We start from the raw sequence: 18,348 nt of genomic DNA, 5'->3' as shown, positions 1-18,348 counted from the left end.
CCGGAGCTCAGCGCGGTGCGCCGTCCTCGGCGAGCCACGCCATCGGGTCCCTGCCCACGACCACCGTGCTCGTGAGCGTGCCGATCTCGGCGATCGTGATGGCGATCTCGTCGCCGCCCGCCAGGGTGAACGGCAGCTCGGGGACCAGGCAGGTGCCGGTGGCGAGGATGGCGCCGTCCGGGAACGCGTCCGCGCGGAACAGGTACCCGACGAGGTCGTCGAGCCTGCGGTGCAGTTGCCCGGTGCTCGCCCGGCCCGCCCACGCCACGTCGCCGTCGCGCCGGATCGTGAGCTCGATGTCCAGGGTGTATGGGTCGGGGACCTCCCAGGCGGGACGTACGGCGGGGCCGGCCGCGCACCCGCCCAGGTAGGTCTTGGCCTGCGGCAGGTACAGCGGGTTCTCGCCCTCGATGGTGCGGGAGCTCATGTCGTTCACGACGGTGTACCCGACGATCTCGGCGTGCCGGTTGAGCACCAGGCCGAGTTCGGGTTCGGGCACGTCGATCGCGGAGTCGGCGCGGATCGCGACGTGCTCGCCGGCTCCGGTCACCCGCCAGGCCGCGGACTTGAAGAACAGCTCCGGACGCTCGGCGTCGTACACCTGCTCGTACACGTCGGCCGACCGCTCGCTCTCGGTCATCCGCGCCTCGCGGGAGCGCCGGTAGGTGACGCCCGCCGCCCAGACCTCCATCCGCCCGTCCGCCGGCGGCAGCACCCGTACGGCGGTGGCGTCGTGCCGGGGGCCGGCCGCCGCGAGGCAACGGTCCCGCAGCTCCGCGGCGGGCAGCCGGAGCAGCTCGCCGAGGCCTCCGGTCAGCTCGGTGACGGTCGACCCGTCGGAGACCCCCACCAGCGGGCGGTCTCCGGCGGTCGGCACGAAACGGACAATGTGCACGTCGTTCCTCGCTTCACGTCGCTACGCCTGCAACGTAGGCGGCCACGGGTGGTGCGGTCCAGCCTGGTCCTGCCGGACCCAGGCTGCGCAGAGCCCTGGGTGGCCCGGCGGCCGGTGACCAGAGTGGTGCGCGCCGGGAGATCCGGCACCGGGCGCAGGCCCGGACCCCACCGCTCGAGGAGCACGCCGGCATGACCAACAGTCACCTTCCCACCCTCCCGCTCGGCCGGACCGGCATGGACATCACCCGTGTGGGCTTCGGCTCGTGGGCCGTCGCGGGCTCGGGCTGGCGCTTCGGCTGGGGCGCCACGGACGACGCCGAGTCGGTCGCCGGCCCGTCACGCTGGAGAACCTCCTGACCCACACGGCCGGCTTCGACGACGACATCGTCGGCGCGGCCGAGGCGGATCCGGCCGACATCGAGTCCCTCGGCCGGAACCTGGCGGAGCGGCAGCCCGCGCGGGTACGCCCGCCGGGCACCGTCGTCTCCTACGACAACTACGGAACCGCCCTGGCGGGGTACCTCGTCGAGGTCGCGTCCGGGAAGCCCTTCGCGCGGTACGTCGACGAGCACGTCCTGCGGCCGCTGGGCATGACCGCCACGACGTTCGCCCAGCCGCACCCGGCCGCGATCGAGGCCGCCCGGCCAGGGCAGGCCCGGCCCACCCTCCGGGAGACCGGCGACCTCGTCCGTGGTGGTCTCCAGGTCCGAGCGACCCGCGCGGTCGCTGCGGCGGCCGGCACGGGCTGGCGGGACGCCTGCGCCGTGGCGGGCGTGTTGATCCCGCTGATCATGAGCCTCAACGCCGTCCGGCTCGCCATCGAATGGCGGTCCTTGGACTGGTCCGCGTTCCCCTTCACGAGGGCGCACCCCGACTGGTCCGCTTGGGCGATCTGGCCGTTGGTCGCCGTTCTCGCGCTGTGGGGCGCGCGGCGCTCCGCCGGCGTCACGGCCGTGGCGGCGGTCGCCTGGTGGGCCGTGATCGTCGGGAATCAGTACCTGCGCTACGACGCGACGGCGGCGGTGATGGCGATCTGGTGGCCGCTGCTGGGCGTGGTCGCCGTCGGTGGTCTCGCCGTCCGGCCGGGCCCGCGCCATGGTGTGGGGGTCCTGCGCCGGAACAAGACCCTGCTCGCCGCAGCGGGAATCCTGCTGGCCACCGGGATGATCGTCGAATTGCTGCCGGACGTCATCCCCGATTTGGCCTTCTCGGCGCTTCGCGATACGACCGTCCGCTCCGCAGCCGTGGTCGCCGGTGTGCTCGCCCTCAGTTCACCTGTCGGACGCAGGTCGATCGTGCTGATCAGCCCCCCGGCCGCCGCATTCCTCCTCCTGCAGCAGGCCGGTGATGGAGGGCCGTGGTCGAACTACCCCCTTACCGACCTGCTCCTCATCGTCCCGATGTCGTGCGCCGTGTTCATCGCCGGCGCGCTGTTCCTCGGTCCGGCCGAGCGAATCCTGCGGCTCGTCCGGAGGGGTGGGTGAGAGCCGGCCTGGAACGCGGCTAGGCTCGGGACCGGCGACGCGACGCGAGTCCGGTGCCGCGCCGGAACAATGCTGCTATCACTGTCCGGATGAACGCTTCGGCATGGGAGATCAGGCCCTTCGCGGGCATCAGCGGGTTCGGGGTGGACGTCCGGTTCGGCGCGCGGCGCGACGAGATCGCCGCCGACTTCGCGAAGCGGTTCGGCGACGACCTCGGTGAGGTCCGGCCCTTCCGCAAGGCCGCCTGGGACGTCGGGATCTGCGACCACTACCTCGCGGGCGACCTCATCGCCTTCTTCGACGCCCACGACCGGCTGTACTACCTCGAGCCGGGCTCTCGCGCACCGGTCGGCTTCGACGGGATCGCGCTCACCGGCCGCCCGTACGACGACGTCGTCGCGGAGCTGACCGCCCACGGCCTCGATGTGGTCGGCGACGACGAGGGGCACCGGGTGCCCGAGGCCGGCTTCGCCCTGACCCGGAACGGAGACGATGAGGTCGGCTCGGTGGGCGTGTTCGCCGGCGATCCCGGCGACGAGCCCGACATGTCCGACGAACCCGAGGTCGCGCCCATCACGAAGCACCGGCTGGTCTCCGGCCAGGGCACCGAGACGGTACGGCTCGGGCAGTCGCGCCAGGAGCTCCGCGCCCTGCTCGGCCCCGCCCTGCAGAGCGTCCCGCCCTACGGCGGCACGGCGCAGGACTGGTACTTCGACCACGGCCTGATCCTCACCTTCGACGAGGACTCCCGGCTCACCACGCTGGTGATCAGCTTCATGGGCGTGTCGGGCACCGCCTGGTTCGAGGACGTACAGCTCCTCGGCCGGGGCTACGCCGAGGTCACCGCGGACCTGACGGCCAAAGGTGTACAGGTCGAGCCGGAGGCGCTCGGCGGCCGGGTGCCCGAGCACGGCTTCTCCCTGTCGCTGCTCGGCCGGCAGAACCCGGCCATGCCGATCGCCGCCGTCGTCGTCCGCGCGGACCCGTCGAGCCGCTGAGGGCCCCCGAAGCCGGGCCCTCGCCGCGATGGCCGGTCGGCGGTGGCCACCACCTCACGCGTCGCGCAGCCGGAACAGGAGGCCCCCGGTGAGGAGCCCGGTACCGGCCCAGGCGGCGAGCACGCCCAGACCCGCCCATGGGCCGAGGGGAAGGCTCGACAGGTGGACGGTCGACTGCACGGCGAGCCCCGCGTTCATCGGCGAGATCCGCCAGAGGAACCTGCCCCAGTCCGGGTCGGTGATCAGATACGGCAGCACCGACAGGACGTACAGCAGGCCGAACACCAGACCGATGGCCGTCGCCGAGTCGCGCACGGCGGTGGCGACCCCGAGGGCGAGCAGCGCGATCAGCGCGAGGTACAGGACGGAACCGGCCGCCGCCCGGAGCGTCGGCCCGTCGGCCAGGGACAGGGGCGGGTACCCATGCGCGGCGGTGAATCCGTTGCCGGGCAGGATGAGCCGTGCCGCGAGCACGGATCCGAGGACGGCGACCGTCCCCGCGGCCGAGGTGAGGGCGGTGACCATCGTCGCCTTGGCCGCCAGGACGGCGGTGCGGCGCGGCATCGCGGTCAGCGTGGTGCGGATCATGCCGGTGCCGTACTCCCCGGCGGCCGAGAGCACGGCCAGAATGACGACGATCGCCTGGCCCGCCTGCACTCCGGACAGTCCGACCTTCGGCGCGTCGTACCGGCACCCTGTCGACGGGCACGACACGGTCGCGGTCGCGGCGGCGCTCACCGCGACGGTCAGCGCGACGACGGCGACCAGCAGCCAGCCGGTGCTCGGCAGGGTCCGCAGTTTCGTCCACTCCGCGCGCAGTTCCCGTTTCACGTGCCCTCCTTCGTCGGAGCAGTGATCCAGGTTGCTGCGCTTATGATTCGCTCGCTTCGCTCGCTCATGGAGGTCACGCGTCCCTCCGGCGCAGGACGAGGACTGCCAGGCCGAGGGCGAGGGCGGCGTATCCGCAGGAGACGGCGAAGCCGGCCCACGGCGCCAGGGGGTAGTAGCCGGCCTGCGGTGAGTAGAACGCCGTGACCTGCGAGTACGCCGGGATGCTCTGCTGGATCGCGAACCCGGCGGCCGGGGTCACCCGGAGCAGCCACCGCGACGCCTCGACGGGCAGGACCGAGGTGGTCGCGAGGATGCGGGGCAGGATGACCAGCGCGATCGCGCCGGTGATCGCCACGGCGCTGCGCCGGAACACGGTGCCGAGCGCGAGGGCGAGGACGGCACTGACGGCGAGCAGTGCGGCGGTGCCCGCCACGACGCGCAGTTCGGTGAGCGAGCCGACCGGCAGGATGTAGTTGCCGTTGGCGCGCAGGATGTGCGCGCCGAGCGGGACCGTGACACCGGCGGCGACCAGCCCGGCCGCGAACGTCACCGCGGCGATCACGAGGGCCTTCGCCGTCAGCGCGCGGCCACGCCGGGGACCGGCGAGCAGAGTCGTACGGATCAGCCCCCGCCGGTACTCCGCGGTGACGAACACCACCGCGACCACGATCACGACGATCAGTCCGGCGAGCAGCCCGGAGAGGGTCTTCTCGACGGTCTGGCCGTCCGTACGGGGGGCGATGTCGCCGACGCCGGTCACGGTGAAGGTGCCGCCTGCCTGGACGACTCCGCCCGGATGGTGGATCTCCCCGTCGGGTTCCTTCGCCGCCCCGATGTCGTCGTGGCGCCACGAGCCGCCGGGCGTCCCGCCCTGGAGGCCGACGTGGTCGAAGACCGCGGTGGCCTGGGCGAAGCGCGACGCCGCGACGGCCCCGCCGAGATCGGCCTGGGTCACCGTCAGGTCTCCGGGGGAGGCGGCGAACAGCCCGACCCGCACGGTGGACGGCAGCCCGGCCAGACGCGCCGTGCCGACCTTCACCCAGCGCGTGCCGTCGGCCGACTCATAGCCGGTCAGTTCGTCGCCCGCGCGGGTGAGCCGCAGCCAGCGCGGGGCCGCCTTCGAGACACCGCTCCGGCTGCCGGCCGTGTCGTGGGTGAAGTCGTGCTGCATCCGGACCCCGTGCCCACCGGTGACCATCAGCGCCGCGTAGGCCGCGCCCTGACGGGTGCCGTCCTTGATCATCACGCCGGCCTTCGCCCACGGCTCGACCTTGGAGGTGACCCGCCGGACGCCGGGGGTGGCGTCCGGCAGCCGGACCTGGCCGGTCATGGAGGTCACGCGGACAGTGATGGAGCCGTCTCCGCCCAGCGCCCGGTGAACGAAGTAGAACTTGTCGTCGACCGCCTCGCCGTCCGGGCCGATCGGCACGGCGGGGCAGACGTCGTCCGGTCCGCCGCAGGAGGAGTGGCTGCCGGACGCGGAGAAGAGCCCGAGGCCCACGGTGACCAGCACCGCGACCGCCATGCCGAGCACCCAGCCCCGGACCGTACGGAACTTGGTCCACTCCGCGTACGAGAGCCGCGCGAAGCTCCGGGAGCCGTACGCGAAGGTCATCGGACCGCCTCCCGGCCCGCGACGGCCTGGAACTCGACCGCGTCGCGGGTCAGCTCCATGTAGGCCTCCTCGAGCGTCGCGCGCTGGGTCACGACCTCGGAGAACGGCACCGAGTTCGCGGTGAGGACCGCCACGATCCGCTCGCCCGGCAGCCCGGAGACGGTGATCGAGTCGCGCTCGGTGACGGTCACGGCTGCACCCGCCTGGGTCAGGGCCCGCATCGCCCGCTCCGGCACCGGGGTGCGCACGGTGACGCGACCGCGCGAGGCGGCGGCGATCAGTTCCGCGACACCGGTGTCCGCGATGACCCGTCCTCGCCCCACCACGATGAGGTGGTCGGCGGTGCCCTGCAACTCGCTCATCAGGTGGCTGGACACCAGCACCGCGCGGCCCTCGGCGGCCAGCGACCGCAGAAAACCGCGGATCCAGACGATCCCCTCGGGGTCGAGGCCGTTGACCGGCTCGTCGAGCATGAGCACCGGCGGGTCGCCGAGCAACGCGGCGGCGATCCCGAGCCGCTGCCGCATGCCCAGCGAGAAGCCGCCCGCCTTCCGCCGGGCCGCTGACCGCAGGCCCACCTGCCCGATCACCTCGTCGACCCGCCGGGCACCCAGGCCCTGGGAGCGGGCCAGCCACAGCAGGTGTCCGCGGGCGGACCGGCTCGGTTGCAGCGCGGCGGCGTCCAGCAGCGCCCCGACGTGGCGCAGGGGCTCGCGCAGGCTCCGGTACGGCCGGCCGCCGATCAGCGCCGTGCCCTCGTCCGCCGCGTCCAGGCCCAGGACCACCCGCATGGTGGTCGACTTCCCCGCGCCGTTGGGCCCGACGAAACCGGTGACCCGCCCCGGCCGTACCGTGAACGACATCCCGTCCAGCGCCAGAGTCGGCCCGAACCGTTTGCGCAGCCCGTTCACTTCGATGGTCGCTTCCCCACGCACCGTCCCGTCCTTTCCCTCGGTCGGGACAGACCCTGGACCGGACGCCGTAACGGGGGCCGAACGGGCGCTGTTATTCCGCTGTTAGGCCCGGCCCGGCATGCTGTTCCCGGCGCGGGAACGGATGTCGGGGAGGGCACCATGAGGATGCGGATCCGCACCGTACGGGCGCGGTTCACCGCCCTGTACGGCGTCGTCTTCTTCCTGTCCGGAGCGGTCCTGCTGGCGATCGCCGGGGGCGTGGCCCTGAGCCCGACGCGGGTCTCCACGGTGGCGCCCGGTCCGGAGCCGGCCCCTGCCGGAAGCGCGCTGACCCAGGCCCAGACGCAGATCGCCTGGCTGCAGCGGCAACTGACCGAGCAGCAGGCGGCCAACACCCGGCAACTGCTGGCGGGGGCGGCGATCGCGCTGGCCGTCATGGCGGTCGTGTCGATCGTGCTGGGGCGTGTCATCGCGGGCCACGTGCTGCGCCCGCTGCGGACCATCACCGCGGCGACCCGGCGGATCACCGCCGACAACCTGCACGAGCGGCTGGCCGTCCCCGGCCCGGCCGACGAGGTCAAGGATCTCGCCGACACCATCGATGAGCTGCTGGAACGCCTGGAGGACTCCTTCGCGGCCCAGCGGCGGTTCGTCGCGGACGCGTCCCACGAGCTGCGCACCCCGCTGACGACGATGCGGGCCGCGCTCGACGTGGCGATGGCCAAGCCGGAGCCCGCGCCGCCGCGGACCGTCGTCCTCGCCGACCGGCTGCGGACCGAACTCGACGAGATCGACCGGCTCCTGGAGGGACTCCTCGCGCTCGCCCGGGCGCAGCACGGCGAGCTCCCCGACCGCACGACGGTGTCGCTCGCCGGTCTGGTGTCCGAATCGGTGGCCGCCCGGGCCCCCGACATCGCCGCCAGGGGCCTCACCGTCCACGAGGCCCTCGGCGGCGACCTGCCCGTACGGGGCAGCAGGGCGCTGCTGGGCCGCATGGTCGAGAACATCATCGACAACGCGATCCGCCACAACCACGATCGAGGCTGGATCCGCGTCGCCACCGCGGACGACGGCGGAACGGGGCACCTGGTCGTCGAGACCGGTGGCGAGATCCTCGACCCGCGGCAGGTCGCGGGGCTGGCCCGGCCGTTCCGCCGGCTCGGCGCCGACCGGACGGGTACGGGCGACGGCACCGGGCTCGGCCTGTCGATCGTCGCGGCCGTCGCGACCGCGCACGGTGGCGCGTTGGACCTGCGCGCCCGCCCGGACGGCGGCCTGCGCGTCGCCGTCTCGCTGCCGCTCGCCGTCGCGGTCCCGGCATGAGGGTCCTGGTGGTCGAGGACGCCCGGTCCCTCGCCGAGGTCCTGGTCGAGGGGCTGCGCGACCAGGGCATGGCCGTGGACGCCGCCCACGACGGGCTGGAGGCCGCCGCCAAGCTCGACCGCAACGCCTACGACGTCGTCGTCCTCGACCGTGACCTGCCCGGCATCCACGGCGACACGATCTGCCAGATGATCACCGAGGACGACGACCGTCCCATGGTCCTTATGCTGACCGCGGCCGGGGCGCCCGGCGACCGCGTCAGCGGGCTGAGCCTGGGGGCCGACGACTACCTCGCCAAGCCGTTCCACTTTCCCGAACTCGTCCTGCGGGTCCGTGCCCTCGCGCGCCGCCGGCCCGCCGCGCGGGCCCGGACGCTGCGCGCGGCGGGGATCGAGCTGGACCCGATGCGGCGCACCGTCACCCGCGACGGCCGCCACCTGGACCTGTCCGTCAAGGAGTTCGGGGTCCTCGAGGCGCTCCTGCGCGCGGCACCCGCGTTCCTCAGCGCCGAGGACCTGCTCGAACAGGTGTGGGACGAGCACGCCGACCCGTTCACCAACACGGTCACGGTGACCATCGGCCGGCTGCGCCGGAAGCTGGGCGGCCCGCCCGTCATCGCCACCACCCCGGGCGTGGGCTACCGCGTCGTCGACGAGGCCCCGACCGCCCGGTCCGGCTGAGCGGGACCGTCAACGCGAGTTCGAGGAGACGCAGGTCACGTCCTGCGGCTGTCACAGCCTCGCCGCGGGAGGTGTCTCACGGGCGTAACAGCCGACGGCGACGACCAGGGACCGCCCCTGGAACGCCGCCACCGCAGGAAGAACGGAACGTCGTCATGAGCAAGGTCTGGTTCGTCACCGGTTCGTCGCGCGGCTTGGGCCGCAACTTCGTCGAGGCCGCCCTGTCCCGCGGTGACAAGGTGGCCGCGACCGCCCGGAACACCGGAAGCCTGGATGAGCTGGTCGCCGCCTACGGCGACGCGGTGCTCCCGCTCGAACTGGACGTGACCGACAGGGCCGCCGCCTTCGCGGGCGTGAAGCGGGCCAAGGAGCACTTCGGCCGTCTCGACGTCATCGTCAACAACGCCGGCTACGCCCAGATCGGCGCGATCGAGGAGCTGACCGAGCAGGAACTACGCGACCAGGTGGAGACCAACCTGTTCGGCGCGGTGTGGGTCGTTCAGGCCGCACTGCCCTACCTGCGCGAGCAGGGCTCAGGGCACATCATTCAGTTGTCTTCGGCCGCCGGCCTCATCGCGATGCCGCTCGGCGGCGCGTACCACGCCTCCAAGTGGGCACTGGAGGGCCTGAACGAAGCCCTCGCCGGCGAGGTCGCCGACTTCGGCATCAAGGTGACCGTGATCGAGCCCGGCGGGTTCGCCACCCGGTCCGGCAAGAACCCCGATCCCCTCGCCAACGGTCACATGGCCGAGCTCAACCCGGCCTACGACGGTCTCCGCCGGCGTCTCGCCGCGGCCACGGGCAAGCAGCCCGCCGGCGACCCGGCCGCCGCGGCCCGGACACTTCTCAAGATCGCCGACTCCGACGACCCGCCCCTGCGGGTGCTGTTCGGCCAGGGGTTCTATCCGATGATCCAGCAGGCCTACGCCGTCCGGCTCAAGACGTGGGCCGACGGACAGGACCTTTCGGCCGAGGCTCACGGCAACCTCGATCACGAAGGCCGGTGACCCCAGCCCCTGGCGAGGGCCCCGGCGCGCCGGGGCCCTCGACACGTACGACCCGGTCCGAGGGACCCTGGCGCTGGAGTCCGCGGCGTACGAGCCGGAGGCGGTCATCGGCGCACGGGCGGCCGGCCGTTTGAGGGCTCGGCGGGGGCCGGGTAGTCCTTGAGGTCGATGTTGGTGGCGAACCTGTCGGTCATCCACAGCAGCGACTTGAGCAGGAAGCGGCGCTTGAACATCTGGTTGCGCATCCTGATCCGGCCCTGGGTCGGCGGGGCGAGGAACGGCCCGGCGTTGCCCTTGCGCGCGATCTTGGCGTAGCCGCGGAACTCCTCCTCGTACCGCTGGAACGCCACCCGATGGTCGCCGCCTGCCGCCGCCAGCTCCCCTGCCAGGACATACGCGCCGACGATGGCCAGGCCGGTGCCGAAGCCGCCCAGGGTGTTGCCGTACGCGGCGTCGCCGAGCAGCACGACCCGTCCCTTGGCGTAGTGGTCGATCTCGACCCTGCTGATCGAGTCGAGGTAGAACTCCGGGGCGCCGGACGTCGCGGCGATGATCTCGGGCACCCTCCACCGCGCGCCCTCGTAGGCGCGGGCGAGGAGCCGTTTCTGCTGGTCGGTGTCCCAGCGGTCGTACTGCAACTGTTCGGAGGCGAAGACGAAGAACGCCCGCGCCTTGTTCCCCCAGAGCGACACCATGCGGCCGGGCTCGTTGTAAATCACGCTCTGCGCCGGGGCGCCTGGCGCGGTGGCGTCGGCGAGCGCGTAGTAGTGGCCGAGGAAGCGCACGTAGTCCTCCTCGGGGCCGAAGGCCAGGCGGCGGACGTTGGAGTGGATGCCGTCCGCGCCGACCACCAGGTCGAAGGTGCGGGGCGCGCCGCGCTCGAAGGTGACGTGGACGCCGGAGGCCGTCTCGGTCAGCGAGGTGATCGAGTCGCCGAAGACGTACTCGCACCGCGCCGCGGTCCGCTCGTACAGGAGGGCGGCCAGGTCACCGCGGCCGATCTCGATCTCGCCGCCGCTGAACTCGCCGGGCATGACCGCCTGCGGCCGGCCGTCCGCGTCGATGAAGGTGGTGTCGTGCCCGCCGGTCTGGCGGCGGCGCACCTCGTCGAGGATGCCCATGCGCGCCAGGACCTTCATGTGGGTCTCGCCCTTGAAGTCGACGGCCTGCCCGCCGGGGCGCAGCGCGGGCGCCTTCTCGACGATCGTGACGGTGCAGCCGTAGCGCTCCAGCCAGTGGGCGAGGGCGGGGCCGGCGATGCTCGCGCCGGAGATGAGGACTGTCGTGTTCTTCATGTCCCCGACTCTCGCGGGGCCCGTTGACAGCCCGTCCGCTATCCGCTGACAGTCTCGTCCACGACTGTCAGCGCCTCCGCGCGGGACATCGCGGCGCCGCGCGCGAACGCCGCCGCGAACACGTCCGCGCCGACGAGGTCGCGGGCACCGGCGGCGGCCAGGTCGGCGTCCCGGTCGCGGGCGACGGTCGTTCCGCGCAGCGCGACCGCCGCGCCGAGCAGGACCGCGGCGTGTTCGCCCGCGCCGTCCCGTACGGCGAGGCCGGCCAGGCCGGTCACGGCGTCGGCGAGGTCGACGGCGATCGGGGACTCGCGCGCGGCGGCGACGGCGCGCCGGTGCCAGGTCCGCGCCGCGTCGTCGTCGCCCTCGGCCTCGGCGAGCCGCCCCAGCGCGGTGTACGCCCACGGCTGGGTCGCCTCGATGCCGAAGCCGGCGTTCCCGGCGATGCGGAGGGCCTCGTCGAGGTGGCGGCGGGCCTCGGTGAGGTCGCCGCGGAACCGCGCGATCTCCGCCCGGCCGAGGTGCACCGCCGCGGGCGCGTCCGCCCGGCCCGCCCGGCGGGACAGCTCCTCCGCGCGGTCGACGTCGGCGACGGCGGCGGGCAGGTCGCCCTCCCGGGTGAGCCCCTCGGCGCGGTGGACGAGCACGTCGACGACCTCCTCGTCGGCGCCCAGCTCGTCGAACAGCGCGATCGCCTCCTGCCAGAGGTCGCGGGCGCGGGCCCACTCACCGCGGCGGGCCGCGATCACGGCCAGCCAGTCCAGCGCCTGCGCGGTCCCCCACCGTTCGCCGAGCGAGCGGAAGCGGCCCAGCGCGTCCTCGAGCCCGCGTTCGCCCTTGGCCGGATCGCCGCCCAGCACCGTGATCAGGGCGATGCTGAACACGCCCAGGGCCTGGTTCCAGGGATCATCGCCGCCGAGCATGCGCTCGTTCGCGCCGGACGGTCCGGGCGGTCCGGCGGTCATCCCCCACATGATCGCGGTGAACGGATACCGCAGCGGCCGGTCCCAGGACCGTACGATCGACTCGGCCCGTTTCCAGTGCTCCGGGTCGATCCGCGGCACGGCCTGCACGACGCAGGCGACGTACTCCTCCTCGAATCCCTCGACCGGCGTCTCGAGGAGCTCGGCGGCCAGCTTGCGCGTCTCGCCACGCCGTCCGCTCAGCCAGCCGTACGCCCCGAGGGCGGCGACCAGCCGGAGGGCCGTCTCCCGATCGTGGCGTACGGACCAGCGCACGGCGGCCATCAGGTTCTCGTGGTCGGCGGAGAGCCGGGCCAGCCAGTCGAGCTGCTCGGCGCGGCGCAGGTGAGGGTCGGCCCGCTCGGCCAAGCCCAGGAAGTGCCGGGCGTGGGCAGCCCGGGTCCGCTGCCGTTCGTCGGTCTCGGCCAGGCGCTCGGCGCAGAACAGGCCGATCGTCTCGAACATCCGATAGCGGACGCCGTCCGACTCGACGAACGACTTGTCCACCAGGTCGGCCAGCGTGTCCCCCGCGTCGTCGCCGCAGACCGCCTCGACGGCGTCCGGTGACGCGCCGCCCGAGAAGACGGAGAAGCGCCGGGCCACCGCCCGCTCGTCCGGCGTGAGCAGGTCCCAGCTCCACTCGACCACGGCGCGCAGCGTCTGGTGCCGGGCCGCCGCGGTGCGGTCGCCGCGCGACAGCAGCCGGAACCGGTCGTCCTCGGCGAGGCGGCGGGCGATCTCCTCGACGGGGAAGGTGCGCAACCGGGCCGCCGCGAGCTCGACGGCGAGCGGCAGCCCGTCGAGCGCGGCGCAGATCCGCGCGACCGCCTCCGCGTTGTCCGGCCCGACCTCGAAGCCGGGCCGGACGGCCGCCGCCCGGTCGGCGAACAGCCGGACGGCCGGGTAGTCCGGCACGTCGGCGGGCGCGCAGGACGACGGCGGGACGTCCAGGGGCCCGAGCGGCACGAGCGTCTCACCGGTGATCCCGAGGGGCTCCCGGCTCGTCGCCAGGACTCTCAGACGCGGGCACTCGCCCAGCGACCGGCGGGCCAGCGCGGCGGCGCCGGTGACGGCCTGCTCGCAGTTGTCGAGTACCAGCAGCAGCTCCCGGTCCCCGATCGCCGCGACCAGGCGCCCGACCGGATCCGGCGCCTCCAGCGACTGCAGGCCCGTCTCGCGCAGGCCGAGCGCGCCGAGGACCGCGTGCGGCACCTGGTCGTCGTCCTCCACCGGGGACAGGTCGGCGAAGACGACCTCGGCCCCGTCGCGGGCCGTCGCCTCGATCGCCAGCCGGGTCTTGCCGGCGCCGCCGGGTCCGATGATGGTGATCAGCCGTGCGTCGCGCAGCGCGTCGAGCCGCGTGAGCTCGCGGTCGCGTCCGACGAAGCTCGTGAGCTGTGCCGTCGGCCGCCGCCGCGGCACCGTGTCCGGCTGCTGCGCGCGCAGGACGGCGAGCTGGATCGCCGACAGCTCCGGGGAGGGGTCGACGCCGAGCTGGTCGGCGAGCAGGTGCCGGGTCTCCTCGAAGACCGCCAGCGCCTCGGCGGGCCGCCCCGCCGCGTGCAGGGCGCGCATCAGCTGCCCGCGGAGCCGTTCCCGCAGGGGATGCTCGGCGACCAGCCGCCGCAGCTCGGCGACCGGTGCGCGGTCGGGCAGCGCGAGCTGGGCCTCGATGAGGTCCTCCGCCGTGGCGAGCCGCAGCTCCTCCAGCCGGGCCCGGTCGGCGTCCGCGTGGGGCAGGTCGGCCAGCGCCGGACCGCGCCACAGGTCGAGCGCGCGGCGGAGGGCCGCGGCGGCGTCCGCGTACGCGCCCGCGTTCAGGAGCCCGCGTCCGTCGCGGGCCAGCCGCTCGAAACGGTGCGCGTCCACGTCGTCGGGGTCGACCGCCAGCCGGTAGCCGGTCCCGTCGAACTCCAGCGCCCCCGGCGGCAGGTGACGCCGCAGCCGGGACACCTGCGCCTGGACCGCGTTGACGGCGCCGGCCGGGGGCTCGTCGCCGTACTGGCCGTCGACCAGCCGGTCCATGCCGACCACCCGGCCCGCGTGCAGGAGGAGCAGCACCAGCAGCGCGCGCGGGCGGGGGCCGCCGACGGGGATCGCCGCACCGTCGGCGGACCGTACCTCCAAGGGACCCAGGATGCCGAACCGCATGCCGTCGATTGTCCCGGTCGGCCGGGAGTGCCGGGTACCCCGCGATCGTGAACCGCATTCGGGGGGTCGCGCCCCTCAGGGCTCATGTTCCTCATGGGTCATGCCTTCGCATCACCGATGAATGGCCGAATCCCCCGGCAAACTCACCAATCCGTCGATACCCGGTTAGCGGAGCGTTGTCGCGATTTACGCTGACGTCACGAGGAGGGGGACGATCGATGATCACGGGGATGTCTTTTTTGGCACCCGGAGAAACGGAGATGCCATGGCTTTACTTTTCTGCCGCCAGAAAACAGCACAGTAGGTCATAGTGGATACGCGAACCGTGGGGGTGGAAGAGGAATTCATCCTCGTCGACCCGAACAGTGGGAGGCCCCGTGCCGCCGCCGACGCCGTACTCCGGCGCGGGCCGCACGGCGGTGGGGGGCTGCTGCAGCACGAGCTGCAGAGCGAACAGCTCGAGACGGGCACCCGCCCGTGCTCGTCCATGACCGAACTCGCCGACCAGATCCGCGACCAACGCCACGTCGCGGCGGCGGCCGCCCGGAACCAGGGGGTGGCGATCGCCGCGCTCGGAACCTCACCCCTGCCGGTACGGCCGACGGTCACGCCCGAGGAGCGCTACGTGCGGATGGCCGGGGAGTACGCCCTCACCGCCGCCGAGCACCTGATCTGCGGGTGCCACGTCCACGTCGCGGTGGAGTCCGCCGATGAGGGCGTCGCCGTGCTCGACCGGATCCGTCCCTGGCTCCCGGCCCTGCTGGCGCTGAGCGCGAACTCCCCGTTCTGGCAGGGCACGGACAGCGGGTACGCCAGCTACCGCCGGCAGGTCATGGGGCGCTGGCCGTCGTCCGGCCCGACCGAGCCGTTCGGCACGGCGGCGTCCTACCGGGCGGCCGTTGAGGAGATGCTGAACACCGGCGCGATCCTCGACGAGGGGATGATCTACTTCGACGCCCGGCTGTCCCGCCGCTATCCCACGGTCGAGATCCGGATCGCCGACGTCTGCCTGCTGATGGACGACACCCTGCTGGTGGCCGCCCTGGTCGGCGCGCTGGTGGAGACGGCCGCGCGGGCCTGGCGGGCCGGTGAGCCGGCGCCGCCGGTGCGCACGTCCCAGCTGAAACTCGCCACCTGGCGGGCGGCCCGGTCCGGTCTCCGGCACGACCTGGTGCACCCGCTCACCGGCCGTCCGGCGCCGGCGGAGTCCGTCGTACGGGCGCTGGTCGAGCACACCGCGCCGGTCCTGGCGGAGACCGGTGACCTCATCACGGTCGAAGGTCTCCTGCTCGGGGTACTCAAACGAGGCAACGGCGCCGAGCAGCAGTGGGACGTCCACCAGCGGACCGGCGACCTGTCCGAGGTGGTCGCCTACGCCGTCACCCGGACGCTCGAGTCCTGAGAACGCCGGAGTCCTGAGAACACTGGAGTCCCGAGAACGTCTCTCAACGGAGGTGATCACCGAGGAAGGCGAGCTGATCCGGCAGGTGCCGCAGCCAGAACGCGCCGTCGTGGCACCCGCCGCTCATCCCCCCTTCGGGGCGCAGCCGCTTCCGGAACCGGCGCACCATCGGCGCGAACGGGTCGCTGGTGCCGCAGTCCACGCGCGTCGGCACTCCCGCCAGCCGGCCGAGTCCGGCGAACACGTCACCCCGCGCGAAGTCGGCGGCGTCGTCGAAGGCCCGGTGGTTCGTCCGGCGGGCGTTGTCGTAGGAGGGGAAGAGCGCCGGTGAGGAGGCGACGGCGGCGGCCATGCGGGGGGCGCCGACCGTCTCGGCCAGCAGGAGCGCGCCGTAGCCGCCCATCGACCAGCCGATCACCCCGAACCGGTCCGTCGAGGCGCCCTGACGGCCCAGCCGGGGCAGCAGTTCCTCGGTGATCATGCCGAGCGGGTCATCGCCGCTTTTCCTCCGGTGCCAGTACGTGTCGGGGCCGCCGTCCACCGCGACGAGCGCGAACGGCGCGACCGCGCGGGTGCGCACGACGTCGGTCAGATACCGGTCGAGCCGGAGGCCGTTCGCGGCCGACGTCGCGGAGCCGCCGTTGCCGTGCAGGGCGACCACGACCGGAAGGCGCCACAGCGACCGGACGCCGGCGGGGAGCACGACGACGGCCGTGACGTCGGTCCCGCGCCGGCGGGAACGAAAGGTCTGCGGCTGGACGATGCCCGGTGTGCGCGGCGGGGCCGGCAGGGACCCGCAGCGCCCGATGGCCCGGTCGAAGGACACCTTCCCCGGCAGCACGTCCTCCTCGACGAGGATCGCGCCGACCCCTCCCGCGACGGCCACCGCGCCGAACCCGGCACCGCCGATCAGGAAGGCACGTCTGGACACCATGGGGACCGCCTCTCGCCGTCGCTTCAGCAGAAGAGACGTTCGCCGGCGGTCCGGGGTTCACCCGGAGGGCGGCCCCTCAGTCCCGGGGGCGCGGGGTGCCGTCGGGGTTGGTGTCCGGTGCGTGTTCATCGGCCGGGCCGGTGTCTGCGGCGCGGTCGCCGGTCAGGCCCGCCTCGCGGGACGCCGTGCCGGGCCGGGTCTCGACGCCGGACAGCGGATCGCCCTGCCGGGTGCCCTCGGCCTCGGTGTCGTACCCCTCCCCCGCGCTCATCGTGCCGGGGACCACGCGCTCCTGCGGCTGAGCCTCATGGCCGGAGTGCGCGCCCACGCCGCGGTCGGGCTCCGGCGGGCGGTCTTTGCCGGTGTCGCTCACGATCACTCGCCTCCTTCTGGGTCTTTACCTGCACCCCCTCGCCGCGCTGCGTGTACCCGCACGAACCAGGCGGAAACACCCAGTGACGATCTCGGACGGCGTCCGGCGCCCTCAGGCCACGCCCGCCGGCCGTGTGGCATGGGCGTGGGCGTGCACGTCACCGGCGTCGGGCACGGCGACGCGCACCGCGCGCTCCACCTCGGCGTTGATCCCGTCGGCGTCCAGGAGGCTGAGGCCGTCGTCGAGGCGGGTCTCGACCTCGACGGCGAGGGTCCGGCCCATCCAGCGCGCCCGGACCTCGGCCGCGCCGACGCCCGGAACCCCGGCGGCGGCCGTCCGCGCGGCCTCCAGGTGGTCGGGGTCGACGCCGTCCATCAGGCGGTGCACGAGATCGCGGGTGACCTCAACGCCGACGTGGCAGATGAACAGCGTGACGGCCAGCCCGGCCACGGGGTCGCCCCAGCGGTACCCGGCGGCCACGAGCGCGAGGCCGATCAGCGCGCCCAGTGAGGAGATCGCGTCGAGCCAGGAGTGCTTGGCGTCGGCGATCATCGTCGCCGACCGGATCCGGCGGCCGATCCGCAGCTTGTACCGGGCGACGATCTGGTTGCCGACGATGCCGAGCGCCGCGCCGACCATGCCCAGCCCGGCGTCGGTCGTCGCCGCGCCGCCGACGAGCTTGTGGTAGCTCTCGTACCCGGCGAACAGCGCGCTCGCCCAGATCACGAGCGCCACCCCGAGCCCGGCCAGGTCCTCCGCCCGCTCGTAGCCGTACGGGTAACGGGCCGTCGCGGGCCGCCGGGAGATCCAGAAGCCGAGGAAGACCACCGCCGACGTCGACACGTCGGACAGGTTGTGCAGGCCGTCGCCGAGCAGCGCGACCGAGCCGGTGACCAGGGCCAGGACGATCTCGATGAGGGCGGTCACCGACAGACCGGCCGCCGACACGGCCATGGCCCGGTTGGCCGCTCTACGGTCGGCGGCCTCATCACGCTCGACGACGGCGGATGTCACGGTGGCCCACTCCTCTTCTCCCGGCGCGTGGTCGCCTCCATAATAGGTGATCGCGTGAAGAGGTGTTCACATGTACACCGTGGTTACCATGGCGACATGGGACACGGCGTTGACGGACACAGGACCCCGACCGGGCCGATCGACGCCGACCTCGCCAAGAGCGTCGCGGAGACCATGCAGGCGCTGGCCACCCCCAGCCGGCTGCGCATCCTCAGCCGCCTCCGGGAGGGCCCGTGCTCCGTCGGCGAGCTCGCCGACTCCATCGACATGGAGCGCTCCGCCGTCTCCCACCAGCTCCGCTACCTGCGCCACCTCGGCCTGGTCGCCGGCGACCGCCACGGCCGCAGCATCGTCTACCAGCTCTACGACAACCACGTCGCCACGCTGCTGGACGAGGCGATCAGCCACATCGAGCACCGGCGCCTCGGCGTCACCGACCTCCCCCGGCGCGGCGCCGCCACCGCCTGA

The 18,348-nt window shown here is 73.4% G+C and carries 16 protein-coding genes; 7 read left to right on the top strand and 9 right to left on the bottom strand.

Features of this window, described 5'->3' with window-relative positions:
• Window positions 1-7: 7 nt before the first annotated feature.
• Entirely contained in the window at window positions 8-895 is an 888-nt protein-coding gene (locus tag ABD978_RS08360) for a fumarylacetoacetate hydrolase family protein (RefSeq protein WP_345351034.1), read from the bottom strand.
• A 265-nt stretch (window positions 896-1,160) separates the two neighbouring features.
• On the opposite strand from ABD978_RS08360, the gene ABD978_RS08355 reads away from it, so the two are divergent.
• Window positions 1,161-2,381: a serine hydrolase domain-containing protein gene (locus ABD978_RS08355; RefSeq protein ID WP_345351031.1), complete on the top strand. Its 1,221-nt coding sequence runs from the start codon at window positions 1,161-1,163 to the stop codon at window positions 2,379-2,381.
• 89 nt (window positions 2,382-2,470) lie between these two features.
• A complete protein-coding gene (locus tag ABD978_RS08350) occupies window positions 2,471-3,379 on the top strand; it encodes a Rossmann-fold NAD(P)-binding domain-containing protein (RefSeq protein WP_345351028.1) in 909 nt (302 codons plus the stop codon).
• 54 nt (window positions 3,380-3,433) lie between these two features.
• Here the strand turns inward: ABD978_RS08350 and ABD978_RS08345 are convergent, their stop codons facing one another.
• The 3 genes from ABD978_RS08345 to ABD978_RS08335 form a co-directional block, all read right to left on the bottom strand.
• A complete protein-coding gene (locus ABD978_RS08345; RefSeq protein WP_345351025.1) occupies window positions 3,434-4,210 on the bottom strand; it encodes an ABC transporter permease in 777 nt (258 codons plus the stop codon).
• 73 nt (window positions 4,211-4,283) lie between these two features.
• Complete coding sequence (locus ABD978_RS08340) at window positions 4,284-5,825, bottom strand: DUF1349 domain-containing protein (RefSeq protein ID WP_345351022.1); 1,542 nt, start codon at window positions 5,823-5,825, stop codon at window positions 4,284-4,286.
• Window positions 5,822-6,688: an ATP-binding cassette domain-containing protein gene (locus ABD978_RS08335; RefSeq protein ID WP_345353653.1), complete on the bottom strand. Its 867-nt coding sequence runs from the start codon at window positions 6,686-6,688 to the stop codon at window positions 5,822-5,824. The genes ABD978_RS08340 and ABD978_RS08335 overlap by 4 nt, the downstream gene beginning before the upstream one ends.
• A gap of 210 nt (window positions 6,689-6,898) precedes the next feature.
• Between ABD978_RS08335 and ABD978_RS08330 the strand changes: the two genes are divergently transcribed.
• The 3 genes from ABD978_RS08330 (at window position 6,899) to ABD978_RS08320 (ending at window position 9,749) form a co-directional block, all read left to right on the top strand.
• Window positions 6,899-8,062, top strand: coding sequence for a sensor histidine kinase (locus tag ABD978_RS08330; protein WP_345351019.1), 1,164 nt, complete (start codon window positions 6,899-6,901; stop codon window positions 8,060-8,062).
• Window positions 8,059-8,742, top strand: a complete 684-nt coding sequence (locus ABD978_RS08325) for a response regulator transcription factor (RefSeq protein WP_345351016.1) — start codon at window positions 8,059-8,061, stop codon at window positions 8,740-8,742. The genes ABD978_RS08330 and ABD978_RS08325 overlap by 4 nt, the downstream gene beginning before the upstream one ends.
• A 155-nt stretch (window positions 8,743-8,897) precedes the next feature.
• Complete coding sequence (locus ABD978_RS08320) at window positions 8,898-9,749, top strand: SDR family NAD(P)-dependent oxidoreductase (RefSeq protein WP_345351014.1); 852 nt, start codon at window positions 8,898-8,900, stop codon at window positions 9,747-9,749.
• A gap of 104 nt (window positions 9,750-9,853) precedes the next feature.
• Here ABD978_RS08320 and ABD978_RS08315 read toward each other — a convergent pair whose 3' ends face one another.
• Together ABD978_RS08315 and ABD978_RS08310 are read right to left on the bottom strand one after the other, a co-directional pair.
• Window positions 9,854-11,044 (bottom strand): FAD-dependent monooxygenase, encoded by a 1,191-nt coding sequence (locus ABD978_RS08315; protein WP_345351011.1) that lies wholly within the window; start codon window positions 11,042-11,044, stop codon window positions 9,854-9,856.
• A gap of 38 nt (window positions 11,045-11,082) precedes the next feature.
• Window positions 11,083-14,157 (bottom strand): AfsR/SARP family transcriptional regulator, encoded by a 3,075-nt coding sequence (locus ABD978_RS08310; RefSeq protein ID WP_345351008.1) that lies wholly within the window; start codon window positions 14,155-14,157, stop codon window positions 11,083-11,085.
• Window positions 14,158-14,467: 310 nt separating this feature from the next.
• Between ABD978_RS08310 and ABD978_RS08305 the strand changes: the two genes are divergently transcribed.
• A complete protein-coding gene (locus tag ABD978_RS08305) occupies window positions 14,468-15,559 on the top strand; it encodes a carboxylate-amine ligase (protein WP_345351005.1) in 1,092 nt (363 codons plus the stop codon).
• Between the two features lie 43 nt (window positions 15,560-15,602).
• On the opposite strand, the gene ABD978_RS08300 is transcribed toward ABD978_RS08305, so the two are convergent.
• From ABD978_RS08300 to ABD978_RS08290, 3 genes are all read right to left on the bottom strand, one after another.
• Window positions 15,603-16,493 carry an alpha/beta hydrolase gene (locus tag ABD978_RS08300; RefSeq protein ID WP_345351002.1) on the bottom strand — a complete coding sequence of 297 codons (891 nt, stop codon included), beginning with the start codon at window positions 16,491-16,493 and terminating at the stop codon, window positions 15,603-15,605.
• A gap of 76 nt (window positions 16,494-16,569) precedes the next feature.
• Window positions 16,570-16,866, bottom strand: a complete 297-nt coding sequence (locus ABD978_RS08295) for a hypothetical protein (RefSeq protein ID WP_345350999.1) — start codon at window positions 16,864-16,866, stop codon at window positions 16,570-16,572.
• A gap of 111 nt (window positions 16,867-16,977) precedes the next feature.
• The gene (locus ABD978_RS08290) at window positions 16,978-17,880 is read right to left on the bottom strand and encodes a cation diffusion facilitator family transporter (protein ID WP_345350996.1); all 903 of its coding nucleotides are present in this window, start codon (window positions 17,878-17,880) and stop codon (window positions 16,978-16,980) included.
• 96 nt (window positions 17,881-17,976) lie between these two features.
• Between ABD978_RS08290 and ABD978_RS08285 the strand changes: the two genes are divergently transcribed.
• Window positions 17,977-18,348, top strand: a complete 372-nt coding sequence (locus ABD978_RS08285) for an ArsR/SmtB family transcription factor (protein ID WP_345350993.1) — start codon at window positions 17,977-17,979, stop codon at window positions 18,346-18,348.

It is taken from the genome of Actinoallomurus liliacearum, assembly GCF_039542035.1.
In the GTDB taxonomy this organism is placed as follows: domain Bacteria; phylum Actinomycetota; class Actinomycetes; order Streptosporangiales; family Streptosporangiaceae; genus Actinoallomurus; species Actinoallomurus liliacearum.
This window is presented reverse-complemented; position numbering and strand designations above follow the sequence as displayed.